The 14,874-nt window shown below is 74.6% G+C and carries 13 protein-coding genes and 1 pseudogene; 11 read left to right on the forward strand and 3 right to left on the reverse strand.

The window, feature by feature from the left end; genetic code table 11:
* The first annotated feature begins 60 nt into the window (after window positions 1-60).
* From QSK22_RS03595 to thiI, 6 genes are all read left to right on the forward strand, one after another.
* Window positions 61-699: a response regulator gene (locus QSK22_RS03595; RefSeq protein WP_285492903.1), complete on the forward strand. Its 639-nt coding sequence runs from the start codon at window positions 61-63 to the stop codon at window positions 697-699.
* Window positions 700-818: 119 nt separating this feature from the next.
* Window positions 819-1,820, forward strand: a complete 1,002-nt coding sequence (locus QSK22_RS03600) for a TIGR04222 domain-containing membrane protein (RefSeq protein ID WP_285492486.1) — start codon at window positions 819-821, stop codon at window positions 1,818-1,820.
* Window positions 1,817-2,641, forward strand: coding sequence for an MbnB/TglH/ChrH family RiPP precursor modification enzyme (locus QSK22_RS03605; RefSeq protein WP_285492487.1), 825 nt, complete (start codon window positions 1,817-1,819; stop codon window positions 2,639-2,641). The genes QSK22_RS03600 and QSK22_RS03605 overlap by 4 nt, the downstream gene beginning before the upstream one ends.
* Window positions 2,638-3,156, forward strand: coding sequence for an SCO6045 C-terminal-like domain-containing protein (locus QSK22_RS03610; protein ID WP_285492488.1), 519 nt, complete (start codon window positions 2,638-2,640; stop codon window positions 3,154-3,156). Before QSK22_RS03605 ends, QSK22_RS03610 begins: the two co-directional genes overlap by 4 nt.
* 171 nt (window positions 3,157-3,327) lie before the next feature.
* On the forward strand, window positions 3,328-4,353 hold the full coding sequence (locus tag QSK22_RS03615) for a 6-phosphofructokinase (RefSeq protein WP_285492904.1): 1,026 nt from the start codon (window positions 3,328-3,330) through the stop codon (window positions 4,351-4,353).
* 150 nt (window positions 4,354-4,503) lie between these two features.
* On the forward strand, window positions 4,504-5,742 hold the full coding sequence (gene thiI, locus QSK22_RS03620) for a tRNA uracil 4-sulfurtransferase ThiI (RefSeq protein WP_285492489.1): 1,239 nt from the start codon (window positions 4,504-4,506) through the stop codon (window positions 5,740-5,742).
* 22 nt (window positions 5,743-5,764) lie between these two features.
* Here the strand turns inward: thiI and QSK22_RS03625 are convergent, their stop codons facing one another.
* The 3 genes from QSK22_RS03625 to aroF form a co-directional block, all read right to left on the reverse strand.
* Window positions 5,765-6,649, reverse strand: coding sequence for a DUF5954 family protein (locus QSK22_RS03625; protein WP_285492490.1), 885 nt, complete (start codon window positions 6,647-6,649; stop codon window positions 5,765-5,767).
* Between the two features lie 55 nt (window positions 6,650-6,704).
* Window positions 6,705-7,631, reverse strand: a complete 927-nt coding sequence (locus QSK22_RS03630) for an EamA family transporter (RefSeq protein WP_285492491.1) — start codon at window positions 7,629-7,631, stop codon at window positions 6,705-6,707.
* Window positions 7,632-7,922: 291 nt separating this feature from the next.
* A complete protein-coding gene (gene aroF, locus QSK22_RS03635) occupies window positions 7,923-8,966 on the reverse strand; it encodes a 3-deoxy-7-phosphoheptulonate synthase (protein ID WP_285492492.1) in 1,044 nt (347 codons plus the stop codon).
* Window positions 8,967-9,228: 262 nt separating this feature from the next.
* On the opposite strand from aroF, the gene QSK22_RS03640 reads away from it, so the two are divergent.
* The 5 genes and pseudogenes from QSK22_RS03640 to QSK22_RS03660 all read left to right on the forward strand — a co-directional run bounded on the left by QSK22_RS03640 (window position 9,229) and on the right by QSK22_RS03660 (window position 14,429).
* Window positions 9,229-9,858, forward strand: coding sequence for a sulfite oxidase-like oxidoreductase (locus QSK22_RS03640; protein ID WP_285492493.1), 630 nt, complete (start codon window positions 9,229-9,231; stop codon window positions 9,856-9,858).
* Between the two features lie 113 nt (window positions 9,859-9,971).
* Window positions 9,972-11,255, forward strand: coding sequence for a histidine kinase (locus tag QSK22_RS03645; protein WP_352231406.1), 1,284 nt, complete (start codon window positions 9,972-9,974; stop codon window positions 11,253-11,255).
* A 117-nt stretch (window positions 11,256-11,372) separates the two neighbouring features.
* A pseudogene (locus tag QSK22_RS03650) lies at window positions 11,373-12,122 on the forward strand (LytR/AlgR family response regulator transcription factor); the annotation flags it as partial.
* A gap of 175 nt (window positions 12,123-12,297) precedes the next feature.
* Window positions 12,298-12,678 (forward strand): hypothetical protein, encoded by a 381-nt coding sequence (locus QSK22_RS03655; protein ID WP_285492494.1) that lies wholly within the window; start codon window positions 12,298-12,300, stop codon window positions 12,676-12,678.
* On the forward strand, window positions 12,675-14,429 hold the full coding sequence (locus QSK22_RS03660) for a sodium/solute symporter (RefSeq protein WP_285492495.1): 1,755 nt from the start codon (window positions 12,675-12,677) through the stop codon (window positions 14,427-14,429). The genes QSK22_RS03655 and QSK22_RS03660 overlap by 4 nt, the downstream gene beginning before the upstream one ends.
* The last annotated feature ends 445 nt before the right edge of the window (window positions 14,430-14,874 follow it).

Here is a 14,874-nt window from a genome sequence, read left to right on the forward strand (position 1 = left end):
GGTGCTTTCTCCGACGTCCCCTCCGAAGAGGGCGACGGCGCCCCCCGGCCGCTGCGGGTGATGGTCGTCGACGACCACCCGATGTGGCGCGACGCGGTCGCCCGCGACCTCGCCGAGGCCGGTCACGAGGTGGTCGCCACGGCGGGGGAGGGCCGCACCGCGGTGCGCGTCGCCGCCGCGGCCCGCCCGGACGTGGCGGTGGTCGACCTGCAGCTGCCCGACATCAGCGGCGTCGAGGTGACCCGGCACCTGGCCGCCGCCGACCCGCCCGTCCGGGTGCTGGTGCTGTCGGCCAGCGGCGAGCAGCAGGACGTGCTGGAGGCGGTCAAGGCCGGGGCCACCGGCTACCTGCTGAAGTCTGCCGCGCGCGAGGAGTTCCTGGACGCGGTGCGCCGCACCGGCGCCGGCGACGCGGTGTTCACCCCGGGCCTGGCCGGGCTGGTGCTGGGCGAGTACCGCCGCCTGGCGTCCGCCGCCCGGCGCGCCGACGACGACGCGCCCCGGCTGACCGAACGCGAGACCGAGGTGCTGCGGCTGGTCGCCAAGGGGCTGACGTACAAGCAGATCGCCCAGCGGCTCGTCCTGTCGCACCGCACGGTGCAGAACCACGTCCAGAACACCCTCGGCAAGCTGCAGCTGCACAACCGCGTGGAGCTGGTCCGCTACGCCATCGAGAAGGGGCTGGACCGGGACGACTGACGCCGCCGCGGCGGAAACGGCGCGCGAATTGTGTCCCGTGACCCGAAACCGATCCGCGCCGCGCCGCATCAATAGAGGCAGGTTCCCAGGGGCGCGGCCCCGGGGGAGGGGAGGGTGACGTGCCCTTGGCTGCGGCGGGCGACACGTGGGGCGTTTCCGGGCCGGTCTCCCTGTGGTGGATGTACCTGCCCGCCACGGTCGTCGTGTTCATCATCGTCGTGTACGTGCGTTGGAGGCTGGCCAGGGGCCGCGCCCCGGAAGGCGAGCTGCACCCCTACGAGCTGGCGTACCTGGCCGAGGGCCGTTCGCGCGCGGTGGCGGCGGCGCTGGCCAGGCTGCACGCCGAGGGCGTGATCGAGGTGGACGGGCTGGGCCGGCTGTGGTTGGCCGGCCCGCCGACGGACGGCACGCCGCTCGACGACGCCGTGTACGAGTCGGTCCGGGTTGGGAACGGCGCGCGGCGCTGGAGGGACCTGCAGTACAAGTCGCGGGTGTCGGCCGCCGTCGACGCGCTCGCCGACGGGCTCGTCCGGAACGGCCTGCTGCTCGGGGACCGCGAGCTGCGGCTGCGCAGGGCGGCGGTGCTGCCGCTGGCCCTGCTGTGCGCGCTGGGCGCGGTGCTGCTCGTGCAGGGGCTCCGGCAGGGGTTGGACGACGACGACGAGCTGTTCCCGTTCCTGCTGGCCGCGACGGCCGCACTCGGTCTAGTCATGTTCGCGATGCTGAACGACGACAACACGTTCGTGGTGCTGAACGACGACAACAACCGGCCGGCCTGGACGGCGGCCGGGGCGCGCGCGGTGCACGAGGCGTCTGAGAAGTACGCGCACCTGCACCCGTCCCACGACCCGGCACTGAAGACCTACGGCCCCAAGGCCGCGGCCTACGGCGTCGCGGTCTTCGGCGCGGCGCTGCTGGTGGGCATGGCCCCCGGGTTCCTGGTGGCCGCCACCGCCGAGGAGATCGTCCGCCGGAGCGACACGAGCGCCGCCATGGGCGGCGGCAGCGGCTGCAGCGGAAGCACCAGCGGCTGTGGAAGCAGCAGCTGCGGCGGCAGCGGTTGCGGTGGCGGTTGCGGTGGCGGCGGCTGCGGAGGTGGAGGAGGAGGATGCGGGGGATGAGCACCACCCTGACCGCGCTGGGCGTCGGCATCGGCTGGCGGCCCGAGATCACCGCGTTCGTCCGCGACCTGCCCGGGCTGCGGTTCACCGAGGTGATCGCCGAGGGCGTCCACCCCGGGCACCCGCCCCGCGACCTGCTCGACCTGCGCGAGCGCGGCGGGGCGGTCGTCCCGCACGGGGTGAAGCTGTCGCTCGGCGGCGCCGAGCCCGTCGCGCCCGAACGCGTCGCGCACCTGGCCGCGTGCGCCGAGGCTCTCGGCTCCCCGCTGGTCAGCGAGCACGTGGCGTTCGTGCGCGCGGGCGGCATCGAGGCGGGCCACCTGCTGCCGGTGCCGCGCACCCGCGCCGCCCTGGACGCCCTGGCCGCCAACATCCGCCGCACCTGCGCCGAGCTGCCCGTGCCGCTGGCCGTCGAGCCGATCGCCGCCCTGTTCGACTGGCCGGACGCCGAATACGACGAGGGCGCCTTCCTGACCGAGCTGGTGGAGCGCACCGGCGTCCTGCTGCTGCTCGACGTCGCCAACGTCTACGCCAACGCCCGCAACCGCGGGCAGGACCCGGTCGCGCTGTTCGACCGGCTGCCCCTGGAGCGCATCGCGTACTGCCACGTCGCGGGCGGCGCCGAGCAGGGCGGTCGCTACCACGACACCCACACCGCGCCGGTGCCCGCCGAGGTCCTCGACCTGGTGGCCGAGCTGTGCGCCCGGCACCGCCCGCCCGGCATCCTGCTGGAACGCGACGGCCGCTACCCGCCGGCCGCCGAGCTGCGCGCCGAACTGGACGCGATCGCCGACGCCGCCGGAATGGAGCGCGTCACGTGACCCGCCAGGACGCACCCGCCGACCGCCCCGAGGCCGCCGCACCCGCCGGTGACTCACCGGAGCGGGCCGGGGAGTTCGATCCGGCGCTGGCGGCGGCGCAGGAGGCCCTGGTGCGCGCCATGGCCGCCGGCGCGCCCGTCCCGGACGGCTTCGACGAAGCCGCCGTCCGCGCCGCCGCCGACGCGATTGTGCGCAAACGGGCGGGGGAAGTGGCGCGGGCGTGGCCGGTCCTGGCAGCCTCGTACGGGACGGACTGGCCGCGCGTGTTCGCCGCGTGGGCGGCCGGGCGTCCCACCCGGGGATCGGTCCGCGACGCGTGGGACTTCGCCCGCGCGCACCGCGCCGAACTGCCCCCGGAGGCCGCCTTCGACCTGGCCCTCGCCGAGGCCCGGTGGGCCTACGACGGGCAGCGCGCGCCGAGGCGCCGCCGGGCCGCCGTTCGGCGCGTCCCCGGAGGCGTCGCGGTGCAGCTCCTGGGGCGGATGCGGGTGCTGGGCGGACGTACGCGCCGGTGATCCGGCGAAGCGCCCACGCGGTCCCGCCGAACGGCTATGGTCTAGACCAATGACCCCGTCCGCCGGCACGCCCCCGGCGCGCCGGTCGGCTCCTGTGGGACCGTGCGGACGACTAGTCTGACCAGTGAAGAAGTCGAGGGAGGGCCCATCATGGCAGGAGAAGGAGAGGGCATGCGCGTCGGAGTGCTGACCGGCGGTGGCGACTGCCCCGGGCTGAACGCCGTCATCCGCGCGGTGGTGCGCAAGGGCGTCCAGAACTTCGGCTATGAGTTCGTGGGCTTCCGGGCGGGCTGGCGCGGGCCGCTGGAGGGCGACACGGTGGCCCTCGACGTGCAGGCGGTGCGCGGCATCCTGCCGCGCGGCGGCACCATCCTGGGCTCCTCGCGGACCAACCCGCTCAAGGTCGAGGGCGGCATCGAGCGGATCAAGGACAACCTGGCCGGACTGGGCGTGGACGCCCTGATCGCCATCGGCGGCGAGGACACCCTCGGCGTGGCGCGCGAGCTGCACGCCAACGGAGTCAACGTGGTCGGCGTGCCCAAGACCATCGACAACGACCTGAACGCCACCGACTACACCTTCGGCTTCGACACCGCGGTCAACATCGCGACCGAGGCCATCGACCGGCTGCACACCACCGCCGAGAGCCACCACCGCGCGCTGATCTGCGAGGTCATGGGCCGGCACGCGGGCTGGATCGCCCTGCACGCCGGGATGGCCGCGGGCGCCAACGTCATCCTGATCCCCGAGCGGCCGTTCGACATCGACAAGGTCGTCGAGTACGTCGAGAGCCGGTTCAAGACCCGCTACGCCCCGATCATCGTGGTCGCCGAGGGCGCCCACCCGGTGGACGGGCAGATGGAGCTGCAGACCGGCGAGCTCGACGCGTTCGGGCACGTCCGGCTCGGCGGCATCGGCCAGCGGCTCGCCGACGAGATCGAAAAGCGCACCGGCAAGGAGGCGCGCTGCACCGTGCTCGGCCACATCCAGCGCGGCGGCACCCCCTCGGCCTTCGACCGGGTCCTGGCCACCCGGTTCGGCCTGCAGGCCATCGACGCCGTCCGCGCCGGCGACTTCGGCAAGATGGTCGCGCTGCGCGGCACCGAGATCGTCCGGGTCGGGCTGGACGAGGCGACCAAGGAGCTCAAGACCGTCCCGCTGGAGCGCTACCAGGAGGCCGAGGTCTTCTTCGGCTGAGCCGCGCCGGCGGTCCGTCCGCCCGGGGGCGCGTCCCCGGGCGGACTCCGGCTGGACGGGCGCCGGGAACAGCGCGACGAGTCGCGGCGTTGGGGCGTGTGGGCCACACTAGAAATCTGCCCGTTCTTGACTTTCGCAGGAGGATCCCGCATGCCCACGCTCGACGCCGCGACCGCGTCCGTCACCGGGGCCCCGCCGGTCGACGGCGAGCCGTGCGTGCTGCTCAAGCTCGGCGAGGTCGTGCTCAAGGGCAAGAACCGCGAGCGGTTCGAGCGGCGGCTGGCCGAGAACGTGCGGGCGGCCGTGCGCGGCATGGTGCCCCGCGTCGAGATCATCCGCCGCCACGGGGTGATGGTGGTGCGCGCGCCCGGCGCCGACGAGGCCGCCGTGGAGCGCCTCGCCGCCCGCATCACCGACGTGATGGGCATCGTGTGGGCGCACCGCGCCTGGGCGGTCGGCAAGGACCCGGCGAGCGTGGAGCGCGCCGCGCTGGCGCTGATGGCCGGGCGCACCGGCAGCTTCGCGGTGCGCTCGCGCCGCCGCGACAAGCGGTTCCCGATGACCTCCTCCGAACTGGACCGCGCGATCGGCGCCGCGATCGTGCAGGCCTACGGGCTGCCGGTGCGGCTGTCGAACCCCGACCACACGCTGTCGATCGAGGTCGACCGGGACGAGGTGTTCGTATTCACCGGCGGGCTGCCCGGCCAGGGCGGACTGCCGGTCGGCATGAGCGGCCGCGCCCTGGTGCTGCTGTCGGGCGGCATCGACTCGCCCGTGGCCGCCTACCGCATGATGCGCCGCGGCCTGCGGGTGGACTTCCTGCACTTCTCCGGCATGCCGTTCACCGGCCCGGAGTCGATCTACAAGGCGTACGCGCTGGTGCGCGAGCTGGACCGGTTCCAGGGCGGGTCGCGGCTGCTGGTGGTGCCGTTCGGCAAGGCGCAGCAGCAGATCAAGTCCTCCGGCGCCGACCGGCTGGCGGTCGTGGCGCAGCGCCGGGTCATGCTGCGCACCGCCGAGCTGGTCGCCCGCAACCTGGGCGGCGCCGCGCTGGTCACCGGGGACGCCCTCGGCCAGGTCAGCAGCCAGACCCTGGCCAACATCACCGCCCTGGACGACGCGGTGCAGCTGCCGATCCTGCGCCCGCTGATCGGCATGGACAAGACCGAGATCATGGACCAGGCGCGCCGCATCCGCACCTTGGCGATCTCCGAGCTGCCCGACGAGGACTGCTGCACCCTGCTGGCTCCGCGCCGCGCCGAGACCCGCGCCCGCATCGAGGACCTGCGGGTGCTGGAGAAGCGCCTGGACGTCGGCGAGCTGGCCGAGCGCCTGGCCGAGTCCGTGCAGGAGCACCGCCCCGTCTACAGCGAGGCGGCGGCCGGCTGACCGCCCCGCGGCCGGCCCGGCGTCAGCATCGCGGGCCGTCGGAGCCCATCAGGGTCAGGCGTTCGATGCGCACGATGCGGAACCGGCGGCCCGCCACCGTGATGCCGTTGCGGCGGGTGCCGTCGGTCATCAGCTCGGCGGCCTCGGCGTACTCGGCCAGGTGGCCCGCGTCCGGGTGCTCCACCGCCGGGACGATGTGCCGGAAGTAGACCGCCAGCGCCTCGCGCGCCTGCCGCGGCGCGTCATGCAGCCGGCCCACCGGGTGCCACCGGCCGTTCGTCCGCTCGGCCACGGTGAACGCCGGGGCCAGCGGCAGCGGCGTCAGGAACGGCTCGGGCGGCCGCCGGCCCGCGCGCGCCGCCGCGTCCAGCAGCTGCCACAGCAGTTCGGCCGTGGCGATGTCGGGCGTGGCCCAGCCGTCGGGCAGGAAGTCGTGGGCGCGGCCGGGGGCGCCGCTCGGGCGCCCCCGGCGCGGGTCGGGGTCGAGGTCGGTGGGGCGGGGCGGTTCGGGGCCGTCCGGCCCGTTGCGCACCAGCTGCTCGATCCGCAGCACCCGGAACCGCAGGTCGCCCGCCCGCACCTCGTCGCGCGGCGGCCCGGAGCACAGCTTGCGTGCCGCCGCGCGCAGCGCAGCGCCGCGCTCGCCGCCGGCGGACGCGGCGCGGTCGTCGAGATGGTCGGCCAGCAGCTCCCGGGCGCCCTGCGGCGACGGATCGCACGCGCAGCAGACCCGCCAGCCGCCGGGGACCCGTTCGGCCGCGGTGAACAGGGCGCCCACCGCGACCGGGTCGGGATAGGCGGCGATGGACCGGCACGCGTCCGCCAGCATCACGGCGGCGACCGGATCGACGCCGTCCAGGCCCTCGGGGAACAGCCGCCCGGCGGCGTCTCCCTCGCCCGTCGTCATGCCGGCCATCATCCTCGCCGGGGCCCCGTCCTGGCGAGTGGTTCAGACCTATTTGTTACTTTCGCTCAGGGAACACCAACGTCACCAGGCTGACGGCGAGCAGGCCCAGTCCGGCCAGCGCGACACCGCCGAGATGCTCGCCGAGCAGCACCAAACCGATGATCGCGGCCACGGCGGGCTCGGCCAGGCTCAGCGTGGTGGCGGTCGCGCCCGACGTGGTGCGCAGCCCCCGCGCGAACAGCACGTACGACGCCGCCGTGCCGACCGCGCCCAGGTAGCAGGCCACCGCGGCGCCCCGGACGTCCAGCAGCCACCCGGGCGAGCCCGCCAGCAGCACCGGCAGCAGCAGCACCGCCGCGCCGCCGAAGATCGAGCCCATCACCACCTGGTCGTCCGCGCCGCGCTCGATCAGCCGCGCGGCCACCATCGTGTACGCGGCGTAGGTGAACCCGCAGAACAGCGCGAGCGCCACCCCGCCCGGGTCGGCCCCGGACGCCTCGCCCCCGCTCATCAGCAGGGCGCAGCCGGCCACGGCACCCGCAGTGGTGGCCGACCAGCGGCGGCCCAGGCCCCGCAGGGTCAGCAGGCCCGCGAAGGCGGGCGCGCTGCCCAGCGACACCACGGTCGCGATCGCCACTCCGGTGAGGGCGACCGACGCCAGATAGGTGACCTGGTAGACGGCCCCGCAGACGGCGCCGAGCACCAGCGGGAGCCAGGCCCGGCGGCCCTGCCGCAGCAGGCCGCGCAGGGCCGTGCGGCGGGACGAGAACGCCACCAGGGCGAACAGCAGCGCGCCGCCCAGCACGATGCGGGCCGAGGCCGCCGAGACCGGCGACGCCGAGGCCGGCGCCAGCGTGAAGACCGGCCCGGCGGTGCCCCACAGGGCGGCGGCCAGGAGGATGTCGACGGCGCCGGAGCGGCGCCCGCCGCGGCGCGCGGAGACGGACGAGAGCGCGCGCGGTGAATCAGGACGTACGGACAACGAGGACTCGCTCCTGAACTCGAATCGGACGGGATGATCCGGGTCCGGGGCGCAGCCGGACGCGCCGCCGGGCCGCGCTCACGCGGCGGGCGGCACGCGCCGCCGGGCCGGGCGCGTCCGCGCCGGGCCGGGCGGAGAAGAAGAGAGGGGAAAGGTCGCCGCACCCCGGTCAGGAGCGGGGCGGCCCCAGGTTCGCCGTCCAGTACGCCATGGCCGCGACACTACCATCCGGCGCGGGCCGCGCGGTCACCTCGGTGCTCGCGCGGCCCGCGGCCGTCCCTCGGGGAGGCGTCAGGCCGAGACGGGCTCGTCGGCGGCCTCGGCGAGCCTGCGGCCGACCAGCGGCGGCAGCTCGCGCACGACGCGGGCCAGCTCGCGCAGATCGCCGTCCACCAGCGCCTGCGGGCCGTCGCACAGCGCGGTCTCCGGGTGCGGGTGCACGTCGACGATCACGCCGTCGGCGCCGACCGCGATGGCCGCGCGGGTCAGCGGCAGCACCAGGTCGCGGCGCCCGCCCGAGTGGGACGGGTCCACGATCACCGGCAGGTGGCCCAGGCGCTGCGCCACCGGCACCGCGGAGATGTCCAGGGTGTTGCGGGTGGCCTTCTCGAAGGTGCGGATGCCCCGCTCGCACAGCACGATGTCGAGGTTGCCGCGCTGGGCGATGTACTCGGCGGCCATCAGCCACTCCTCGATGGTGCCGCTCATCCCCCGCTTGAGCAGCACCGGCATGCCCGACTCCCCGGCGGCCTGCAGCAGCGCGAAGTTCTGCGCGTTGCGGGTGCCGATCTGCAGCATGTCGGCGTACCGGGCGATCAGCTCCACGTCGTGGGCGTCGACGACCTCGGTGACGATCGGCATGCCCGTCTCGGCCCGCACGTCCGCCAGGATCTTCAGCCCGGCCTCGCCGAGGCCCTGGAAGGCGTAGGGCGAGGTGCGCGGCTTGAACGCGCCGCCGCGCAGCAGGGTGGCGCCCGCCGCCTTGGCCATCTGCGCCGCCTGCAGGGTCTGCTCGGGGGTCTCCACCGCGCACGGCCCGGCGATCAGCGTCATCGTGCCCGGTCCGATCGGCACCCCGCCGACCCGCACCACCGAGCGCTCGGCGTGGTTCTCCCTGCTGACCAGCTTGTACGGGGCGGAGATGCGGAGCACGTCGCTGACCCCGCCCATGCCGCGCAGGTTCAGCGACGCGAACTGCTGCACGTCCCCGACCAGCCCGATGATGGTGCGCTCGACGCCGCGGCTGACGAACGCCTCGCCTCCCGTCGTCTCGACCAGCGAGACGACGGCCTGGATATCCGATTCGGTGGCCTCCGGGGCCATGACGACGACCATGCTGTGCCTCCTCTTGCGGCGGGATCCGGCGGACCCCGCGTCCGCGCCCTGGAAACGACGAAAGCCCCGGGCCGCAGCGGCCCGGGGCTCATCGCCTGAAGGTCTGTCAGCGCAGCGTCTGGCAGACCAGCCGCCCGGGCTGGTCGAACCAAAAGAAATACACGACGTTGCGCACGCGACAAGAGTAACCCACGGTCCGGACCGCCGGAGAGGAGGGGGTGAATATGGCTCAGCTCACGCCGGATGGCAGTATGGCCGCGTCATGTCCCCACCCGATGAGCCTTCCGGCGAAGCGCCCGGCAAACCATTGCCGCCGGGGCAGTACATCCCCCGCGGCTGGCCCGTCCTCCACTACGGCCCGGTGCCCAGGTTCCGTCCCGAATCGTGGGACTTCCGGGTGTTCGGCGCGACCGAGTCGGGCGGGCAGTACCGCTGGACGTGGGAGGAGTTCGAACGGCTGCCGCGCACCAGGGCGGTCGGCGACTTCCACTGCGTCACCAAGTTCTCCATCCTCGACAACGAATGGGAGGGCGTGCCCGGCTCGACCGTCGTGGAGCTCGCCCCGCCCCACCCGGACGTCACCCACGTGATGGTGTGGGCCGAGTACGGCTACAGCGCCAACATCCGCATGAGCGACTTCCTGGCGGACACGACGATGTTCGCCATGTACCGCAACGGGGAGCGGCTCACCCCCGACCACGGCTTCCCCGTCCGCCTGGTGGTGCCGCACCTGTACGCGTGGAAGAGCGTCAAGTGGGTCCGGGGCGTGGAGTACATGGTCAAGGACCGCCGCGGCTTCTGGGAGGAGCGCGGCTACCACAACGTCGCCGACCCCTGGAACGAGCAGCGATACTCGTACCAGGAGGAGGAGGGCGAGGCCCCGCCCTACTGACCGGCGCGCCCCCGGGCGGTCCACAGTCTGTGCCGGACGGTGCCTGTTGCCCCAAACGGCAGGGCCGCACCCCCTCATGGGCATTACTGTGTGTCTTCATGTTGATACCGTCCGTGACCGGTATTCTGGTCGGCGGGGCGGCCATGACCGCTGCCCTCGGCACGTGCGCCCTGCGGCCGTGGCTGCGGTCCCGGCGCGGGTTCGGCAGCATGGCCGACGAGGCGACGTTCGCGACGCTGCACACCATCTCGCGGGCCTCGCCGTCCCTGCGCGGCGGGCTGAACCGCGACTCCGCCCGCAAGGCGGCCCGGCACCTGCGGACGCTGCTCGGCGTCGAGGCGGTGGCGCTGGTGGCCGCCGCACCGGTGGACGACCCGCACGCCGACCCGCACGCCGACCCGCACGACGGGCCGCCCGGCGATCCTGAGGACGGGCCGGGCCGGCTGCTGGTGTGGGACGGCGCGGGCGGCTCCCGGCACGCCTGGGCGGTGCTGCACCACGCCCGGCCGGTGCTGGAGTCCGGGCGGCTGCGCGTGATCGGACCGGACGTGCTGTCGTGCGAGGACGCCAGGTGCCGCATCCGCGTGGCCATGGTGGCGCCGCTGTCGGTGCAGGGGCGGGTCGAGGGGGCGCTGGCCGCCTACGGGGGCAGCGCCTCGGCGGCGCGCGTGCGCGCGGTGGGCGAGCTGGCCCGGTGGGTGTCCAGCCAGCTGGAGCTGGCCGAGCTGGACTCCTCCCGCGCGCGCCTGGCCGAGGCCGAGATGCGCGCGCTGCGCGCCCAGATCTCCCCCCACTTCGTCTACAACTCGCTGACCACCATCGCCTCGTTCGTCCGCACCGACCCCGAACGGGCCCGCGACCTGCTGCTGGACTTCGCCGACTTCGCCCGCTACTCGTTCCGCAACCCGCGCGACTTCACCACCCTGGCCGACGAGCTGCGCTCCATCGACCGGTACCTGCTGCTGGAGCGGGCCCGGTTCGGCGACCGGCTGCAGTTCAGCGTGGAGGTCGCCCCGGAGGTGCTGCCGGTGGCGCTGCCGTTCCTGTCGCTGCAGCCGCTGGTGGAGAACGCGATCCGGCACGGCATGGCCGACGCCCGCGAGCCGTTCCGCATCCAGATCGTGGCGCGCGACGAGGGGGCCGAGGCGGCGATCAGCGTGGAGGACGACGGGGTCGGCATGGACCCCGGCCGGCTGCGGGAGATCCTGGCCGCGGGCCCCCTGTCGGCCGGGCGCGACCGGCGCGGCGGCGCGGGCATCGGCCTGGCCAACGTCGACGAGCGGCTGCGGCAGGTCTACGGCGACGAGTACGGGCTGACGGTCGAGACGGCGATCGGCGCGGGCACCAAGGTCAACCTGCGGGTTCCCAAGTACAGTCCGGGCGTGTTCCCCGACTGAGCGGCGGCGTCCCGGCGCCGGGGACGGTACCCGTGTGCGGTCAACGGTCCGTCGGCGAAATTCCTTCACTGTGCGAAACCGATTGCAGACGATCGGTAATCGCGGCAGGGTCCTCTTATGCTGCGCGTCCTTGCCGTTGACGATGAGGTCCCCGCCTTGGAGGAACTGGTCTACCTGCTGCGGGAGGACCCGCGGATCGAGCGCGTCATCGGGGCCTGCGACGCCGCCGCGGCGCTGCGCAACCTGAGCCGGATGCTGGTGTCCGGCGACCGGCTCGACGCGGTGTTCCTCGACATCCGCATGCCGGGCCTGGACGGCCTCGACTTCACGAGGCTGCTGTCGGGGTTCGCCTCCCCGCCGGTGGTGGTGTTCGTCACCGCGCACGACAACTGCGCGGTCACCGCCTACGAGCTGGGGGCGCTGGACTACCTGCTCAAGCCGGTGCGGCCGGAGCGGCTGGCCGAGGCCGTCCGCCGGGTCGACGAGGCGGTCCACCGCGCCGCCGGGCAGGACAAGCGCGCCGTCGACCGCCCGCCCGAGGACGAGATGGTGCCGGTGGAACTGGGCGGCCGCACCCGCCTTGTGCCCCGCCGGGAGGTGACGTACGTGGAGGCGCAGGGCGACTACGTGCGGCTGCACACCGCCGAGGGCAGCTACCTGGTGCGCATGCCGCTGGCCCAGCTGGCGCGCCGCTGGGAGGCGGCCGGGTTCATCCGCATCCACCGCAGCACGCTGGTCGCCCTGGCACACATCACCGAGCTGCGCTTCGACGGCGGCCGCGCGGCCGTGCAGGTCGGGCAGGAGCTGCTGCCGGTCGCCCGCCGCCACACCCGGCAGGTGCGCGACCTGCTGGTGCGCCGCTTCCGCAACGCCGACCCGGACGGCCGGAACGGCGAGCCCGGCCCCCGGCGGGGCGACCCCGGCGGCGGACCCGGCGGCCGCCGCGGCCGGCCGGACGGCGGGCCGGGACGGCGAGGCGGCGGCCGGGACGGGCGCGGCGACGAGTGGGAGCCCGGCGGCGGACGCGGCGGCGGACACGCCGATGACTGAGCCGCGCCGCGTCGCGGTGTCCAATCCGCGCACCCACCGGGCCCGCCGCGGACCGGTCGGCACGGGCTGGGGCGTCGCCCGCGACCTCGACGAGCAGACCGAGCTCGGCGCCGTGTACGCGCGCGCGCTGATCCGCGCGCAGCTGCGCTCGGCGCTGCTGACCGCCGGGGCGGTGCTGACCGCGGTCATCGGGCTGCCCCTGCTGCTGACCCTGGTCCCCGCGCTGGCGCGGGCCCGGGTGCACGGGGTGCCGCTGGCCTGGCCGCTGCTGATGCTGGGCGTGCAGCCGGTCTGGATCATCCTGGCGGTCCGGCAGCTGTGGCGGGCCGAACGCACCGAGCGGGAGTTCGCGCGCTTCGTGGACCACCCGTGATCGCGCCGGCCGTGGCCATCGCGCTGACCGCGCTGATCGTCGTCCTCGGCCTGATGACGGCGCTGACCACGGTGCGCGGCTCGACCGCGCTGCGCGGCCGCCCGCCCGTCGGCGGCGACGCCGCCTCCGACTTCCTGGTCGCTTCGCGCGGGGTGACGCCGCTGTGGAACGCCGCCGCGATCAGCGGCGAGTACATCTCGGCGGCGGCGTTCCTCGGGTGGGCGGGGCTGCTGCTGGCCCACGGCGCCGACGTGCTGTGGCTGCCGATCGGGGCCGTCGGCGGGTACGTGCTGCTGCTGGCGTTCGTGACCGCGCCGCTGCGCCGCTCGGGCGCCTACACCATCTCCGACTTCGCCGAGTGGCGGCTCGGCTCGCTGGCCGTGCGGCGCCTGGTGTCGGTGTGCGTGTGCGTGATCGGCTGGTTCTACCTGCTGCCGCAGTTCCAGGGCGCCGGCGTCACGCTGTGGGTGCTGACCGGCGCGCCCCCCTGGACGGGCTGGGCGCTGGTGGTGGCCGTGGTGGCGGGCCTGGTGCTGTCGGGCGGCATGCGCAGCATCACCGTCGTCCAGGCGATGCAGTACTGGGTGAAGGTGTGCGCGGTGGCGGTCCCGGCCATCGCCGTGCTGGCCGTCTGGCGGCTGGACGGGGCCCGCGACCTCGCCGGTGACGGGCCGCCGAAGTTCCCCCGCGCCACCGTCGTCCGGGTGCAGACCGACGTGGCCGTGCGGGTGCCCGCCGACACGGACGTGACGGTGCGCGGCGAGGTGGACGGCGAGACCCGCCACGGGCGGCCGGTGCGGCTGCCGCGGGGCCGGCACACCGTGGCCGAGGGCACCGAGCTGCGGTTCCCGGCGGGGGCGTGGGTGCCGCACGCCGAACGGCTGCCGATCCAGGAGGACCACGCCTGGGCGCTGCCGTTCGCCCGGGGCCACGACCACCCGCTGTTCGCCACATACTCGGCGCTGCTGGGCGTGCTGCTGGGCACGATGGGGCTGCCGCACATCCTGATGCGGTTCTACACCGCGACCTGCGGCAGTGCGGCGCGCCGCACCGTCGCGATGGTGCCGGTGCTGCTGGCGCTGTTCTATCTGTTCCCGGTCGTGTACGGGACGCTCGGCCGCTTCTACACGCCGGAGCTGCTCGTCACCGGCGACACCGACGCGACCATCCTGATGGTGCCGCAGCGGCTGGTGCCCGGCACCGCGGGCGCGCTGCTGACGGGCCTGGTCGCGGCGGGGGCGTTCGCCGCGTTCATCTCCACGTCCTGCGGCATCGTGGTGGCGATCGCGGGCACGGTGTCGCAGCGGGTGCTGCGCGGCGGCGTGGCGGCCTTCCGGCTCGGCACGGTGTTCGCGCTGGCGGTGCCGCTGGGGGTGCCGCTGACGCCGGCCTCGGACGTCGGCGCGATCGGCGCGGCCAGGCTGGTCACTCTGGCGCTGACGGTGTCGGCGTGCTCGCTGTGCCCGCTGCTGCTGCTCGGCATCTGGTGGCGCGGCCTGACGGCGGCCGGTGCGGGCGCCGGGCTGGTGGTGGGCGGGGGGCTGGCGGTGGCGGCGGCGGTCACCCGGCTGTTCGGCGGGCCGCAAGACGGCTGGCCCGCCGCGCTGCTGGCGCAGCCGGCGATGGCGATCGTGCCGCTGACGTTCGCGGTGATGGTGGCCGGGTCGCTGCTGACCCGCCGCCGGGTGCCCCGCCGGGCCGACCGGGCGCTGGCCCGGTTGCATCTGCCGGAGGAAATCATCAATCGTTGACGCCTGTACGCCGAAGGAAGTTGGCTGTTCCCCTCTGTTGCTGCGAAACCGTTCGTCGTCGTGCTTCGACCGTTCGTCGGCCCGCGGCGGGACGCACATCGACGGCTATCCGCCGTTGGCCGAGGGGACCCGGCCATCGCCTCCCCACCGGTATCTGATCCCTCTACTGTTTTCACTGGCACCACGCACCACACCGCTTCGGGGGGAGCGAGTGGACGCGGACGGCCCCGAGTTCATCGGCCCGCCGGCGGCGCAACCGCCACCCCCGCACGGAACAACAGAGGAGATCCGGCACGGCACCGATAAGCCGGATCAGGAGCCGTCGGATCCCGTACCGGGGGGGTGGGATCCGACGGCGTGAGGCTCGGGCGTCGCTGAATAGTCGGGGGGTTGTTCAGCGACGCCCGGGCCGTTTTCCGTTTCGGGGGCCGGCCCGGTGAGATGC

This window comes from Actinomadura sp. NBRC 104425 (genome assembly GCF_030269545.1).
GTDB classification, from domain to species: Bacteria; Actinomycetota; Actinomycetes; order Streptosporangiales; family Streptosporangiaceae; genus Spirillospora; species Spirillospora keratinilytica.